The organism is Streptomyces sp. NPDC044571 (assembly GCF_040647115.1).
Taxonomy (GTDB): Bacteria; Actinomycetota; Actinomycetes; order Streptomycetales; family Streptomycetaceae; genus Streptomyces.
In genome coordinates, this window is record NZ_JBEZBN010000111.1 from 1 (window position 1) to 4247 (window position 4247).

Annotated in this window: 4 protein-coding genes and 1 pseudogene; 3 read left to right on the forward strand and 2 right to left on the reverse strand. The window is 68.6% G+C overall.

Annotation, left to right across the window (positions count from 1 at the left end; translation table 11 throughout):
- Positions 1 to 91: 91 nt before the first annotated feature.
- Entirely contained in the window at positions 92 to 598 is a 507-nt protein-coding gene (locus AB0B01_RS30500) for a hypothetical protein (RefSeq protein ID WP_361726135.1), read from the reverse strand.
- 764 nt (positions 599 to 1362) lie between these two features.
- On the opposite strand from AB0B01_RS30500, the gene AB0B01_RS30505 reads away from it, so the two are divergent.
- On the forward strand, positions 1363 to 1593 hold the full coding sequence (locus tag AB0B01_RS30505; protein ID WP_361726138.1) for a hypothetical protein: 231 nt from the start codon (positions 1363 to 1365) through the stop codon (positions 1591 to 1593).
- A 423-nt stretch (positions 1594 to 2016) separates the two neighbouring features.
- On the opposite strand, the gene AB0B01_RS30510 is transcribed toward AB0B01_RS30505, so the two are convergent.
- On the reverse strand, positions 2017 to 2751 hold the full coding sequence (locus tag AB0B01_RS30510; protein ID WP_361726141.1) for a hypothetical protein: 735 nt from the start codon (positions 2749 to 2751) through the stop codon (positions 2017 to 2019).
- Between the two features lie 628 nt (positions 2752 to 3379).
- Between AB0B01_RS30510 and AB0B01_RS30515 the strand changes: the two genes are divergently transcribed.
- Together AB0B01_RS30515 and AB0B01_RS30520 are read left to right on the forward strand one after the other, a co-directional pair.
- On the forward strand, positions 3380 to 3715 hold the full coding sequence (locus tag AB0B01_RS30515) for an STAS domain-containing protein (protein WP_361726144.1): 336 nt from the start codon (positions 3380 to 3382) through the stop codon (positions 3713 to 3715).
- Between the two features lie 110 nt (positions 3716 to 3825).
- Positions 3826 to 3903: pseudogene (locus AB0B01_RS30520) on the forward strand (IS5/IS1182 family transposase); the annotation flags it as partial.
- Between the last annotated feature and the right edge of the window lie 344 nt (positions 3904 to 4247).

Below are 4247 nucleotides of genomic sequence, written 5' to 3' on the forward strand. Positions count from 1 at the left end.
AGCTACCTCGCCGGCCTCCACCTCCGCGCCGCAATGATCTGGATCGACGACCTACTCAAGACCAACGAATGATCAGGACATCACACAGGCCCTAGCAATCCGGCTCGGCAACATTCCACTCCCGAGGCAGGTCCTCGCCGCAGAAGACGCAGACGAAGTCCTCCTCCCGCACGATGTTCAGCTCCTGGCAGGAGCGGCAGCGGCGGAAGACCACCTCATGGGTGAAGCCGGACGGGCGCTGGACCCCGATCCGGTCCAGGGCCTCGGCCACGGCCGGCCATGAGATGACGTCTGGGCAGTATCCGGTCGACTGGTTGCTGACCTCCTCGACCTCCCACCGCCCGGACTCCTCATGGAAGCTCATCTCGCCGGCGCTCAGCACCTCTTCGCCGCCGGCGCACACCACGTGCTCGCTGCGGCGCGGAGCCAGTCGCAGCACCCCGCCGGCGTCGACGACGAACGTGAACGGCTCGGCCAGCTCATCCGGGGTCAGCTCGGAGGCCCACACGCCGAAGTCCACCGCCGAGCGCATGCTCCGGCCCTCGCCACCCGCCCGGACGAGCTCCTTCCGCTCGGCCGGACCCACATACCGATACATCCGCCCCCGGGTCTCCACGATCACCAACCTAGCCCCTCACACAGCCAGGACCTGGGGAATTACCTGACCACAGCCCTTGGGGAATTACGTGACCGTCCACACCGGGGGTTCGCGCCTGGACCAAGATCAGACGAAGAGACACTTCCGAGGCGATCATCGGCGCGATTACCGGCACCCTCGCACGCCCCCAGCTCCTTATTCTCGGCCACCACGACCCTACCGGCCGCTTGCGCCCCGTCGGCCGGACGGTTCCGCTGCGCCCCGACGCGGCCCGCGAGCTCGCAGGGCACCTCGCCCCGGCCGGTCCCGGCCATCCGTGGACCGGCGTGAGGTTCTCCTCGGCATGGGGAAGCCGCGACGTCCCTCGTCCAGCCGGACCTCGTCGCGGAGATCAGCGCTGACACCTCCATCGATCGCGGCGGCGTCTACCGGCACCCGATCCGGTACGTGCGCCTGCGCCTGGACGCGACCGTGGACCAGGTGCCCCGGTTCGGCGGGGGGCCCGGCCGCCGCAGGTTGAGCAGCCACTACAACTGTGCGGGTCAGGGCCGGTAGCCGGTGGGCCTTCAGGACCTCATATCAGCTGCGGCGCCACGCCCGCTGGGTTGTGGCCTTGGGGGCGCCGCCTGGCTCACCTGCCACCCGACAAGCGGCCGCTTCCCTCGGTCGCCCACTACGACCAGCTGCTGCGACTGCGCCGGCCCGACCGCCCCACCCCCTGAAGGAGAACGTCGTGCTTCGACAAGGCGGGCGACAAGGTCTACGTGAAGGACACGCTGGCCGATGGCAAGTCGGCGGTGGCCCTGTGGCAGACCAACTACGGGCGCACGGGTGGCTGCCGGAACAAGCTGACCGCCGGCAAGTGGGCCGAGTGCAACTACGACATGCGCGAGGAGGGGTACATCCAGCTGCAGAACACCCGGTACGACGCCGAGACCAACACGTTCACCTATCCCAACCCCCGCGTGTACTCCCTCTGGCTCCCCATAGGCTGACCACAACGGTTAACGAGGCTTTCGGTCTGCCGTCGGGCAGTGTCGGTTGCTGATCCCTGCGGCGTGCCGGTGGATCCGGAGGACGGGGGCCTGACCACTGGGCGCCGGGCGTTTCGTGAGCTCCGGCTGCAGGGCCCGGATGCAGGATGGGCGACGGGGCCGGCTGCCGGAACGTGGCGCTGGGTATCGGGGACGCGGGGATCGGCGTTGCTTGCCGGAGACCACCTCACTATCGATGTCCTGCGGTACCCGACTCAGCTTCCGCTCGGACGGTCCTGATGGTTCACCCCCGTCCAGGGCAAGCGGATTACGGCAGGGCCCGCGGCCGGTCATGGAACAGCCCGTTCCCGGACCGGCCACGGGCGGTGAGTCGCGGTGTCGGGCTCGGCTGCGGTGATCCTGGCCGCGGCCCGCGCGCCGTACTCAGGTGTTATCCCAGACCACGACCTCGAAGGTACCCCGCACGTCGAAGGCCTGCCCGGCCAACTGCTTGACGGCCAGCCGGACCACTCTGCCCTGGTTCGTCCTGCCGCACACGACCATGCCGGTCTTCATCTCGATGTCTTTGGCGGTGGCCTGCGTCTTCGTGACACCCGCACAGTCCGAGTACGAGGGGACCGTGCCGGAGTTCTCCCACACGAGCGCCTTCGCGCCGTACTCGGGACGCAGCATGCGGCCGCTGAGTTGGAAGACCGTGAAGTCGTTCTCCTGGTTGATCTCGGACCGCGAGGGCGGCGTGGAGTCGAGATCCTTGTCCTCGGCGTACGCAATCACCAGGGCGCCCTCCCACCACACCGTGCCAGCGGCTTTCGGGGACGGCGCCTGAGACGGTGCGGCCGCCGAAGGGATGGCCTGGCCGCCCGAAGGGCTCGCACTGCCCGGGGTGGAGTCCAGGGTGGTGGGGGCAGACACCTGCGGTGCGGAAGCCTGGCCTGCAGGCGGCGCCGGCGCGCCCTTCGCGCCGCCGTGGCCGGAGGCCAGCAGATAGGCGCCGAGTACCGAGATCACCGCCGCCGCCAGGGTCGCTCCGGCACCGATCCACGCACCGCGGTGCGACGAACCACGGATCGGCGCCCCGGAACCGGGTGCCCCGCCGACGCCGGCCGTCTGGTCGGCCGGAGCCGTCTGCCAGCCGTGACCCGGCTGTTCGCTGCTCACTGCTCTGCATCCCCCCGCGTCGTGATCTTGATAGAGGAGTAGGTTAACTCGTCCTGGAATCCGGGAACTTGTATGTGCAATCTTTCGGTTGCCCTGCGGTGTGCGGGAGACATACGAGCTTGAAGGTCGGGCGCCGCAGAGCCGATGGTGGCTGCATGCATGACGTGAACCTTACGGGCCGGCCCGGCCGGTCGTCTCCAGCTGCCGGTAGGTTTCTTCAGCCATGCCGAGCACTGTGGCGATGGCCGCCGGCTGCGGCCGGTGAACACCCGCAGGTGCGTCGGCGTCTCGTGCTCGACGGTGGACAGACCGGCCCGCGCCGTGCCGACGGCGTGGGCCAGCCGCGCCGGCACCTACGCGCGGCGGTGGGGAATTCGTAACGCCGGCGGCGGCCTGTCCCTGTCCTGCCTCGGTGCGGGGAGGGTGGTGGACAGTGCCTGATGTGTGCCACGCTGCGTGGACAACCAGCCTGGTCTGGTAGGAGGCCCCGCGCCGCCCTTGCGGGTCATGTTGTGACCGGGGCGCGGTACGGGTTGTCTTGCTCGACTGCACGCGGCCCTATGCCGCCTGCTCGACGCCCCCTTCGCCGGGCGGCCTGATGGGCTTGACCCCGATCCACGGGGGGACCATGAACGACTTCACCGTGGTGACCCGCCGGCACCACCACACCCACACCCTGATCATCGTCACCGGCGACATGGACGTCCAGAGCCGTCCCGAACTCGAGAAGGCCACTCACACCGCGGCCGGCATTCCGCTGGATAGCCAGATGCTGCAGCTGGACCTGTCGGGCGTCTCCTTCATGGACTCCAGCGGCCTCAAACTCCTGCTCGTGCTCCGTCGACGCCTTGAGGCGATAGGCGGACACCTCACCGTCACCGGCCTCCAGCGCCAACCCACGGCCCTGCTCCTGCTGACCGGCACCCACGGCCTCCTCACCGCCCGCCCCCTCGCGAGACCCTGAGCGGTGCGTGCAGGACACCCGCCTCAGCCCGGATCACATGGAGCTGGAGCACATCGCCCAAGACCTCCACATCGGGGCGACCTCCGAGAACCCTGAGCCGGGCCGCCTTCGACACCTCCCACCGCAAGGTTCGCGCCCGCGTCGAGCAGGCCTTCGCCCGCATGAAGACCTGGAAGATCCTTCGCGACGAGATCACCCAGCGCTGGTCTGACCGTATCCACGTGAGCCCCGGTGACCTGGGAGAGGATGTCCTGTGATCAGACTGACGCTCGCACACCTGACCTTCCTTGGCATGGGAACGTCCCCGGCGGCGGTCGAATTCAGGCCCGGCCTGACGGTCATCTACGGAGCCTCCGACACTGGTAGTCCTACGTTGAAGAGGCCGTGGACTACATGCTGGGCGCCAGCGAACTGAGGTCGATCCCGGAGGACGACGGCTAAGTGAGCGTTTGATTCTCGGTTGTCTGTTTCATTTGGCTTGGCTGTCGCGCCAGTTGTGGGTGGTCTCGTGTGTGAGGCGGCGGGTCATGAG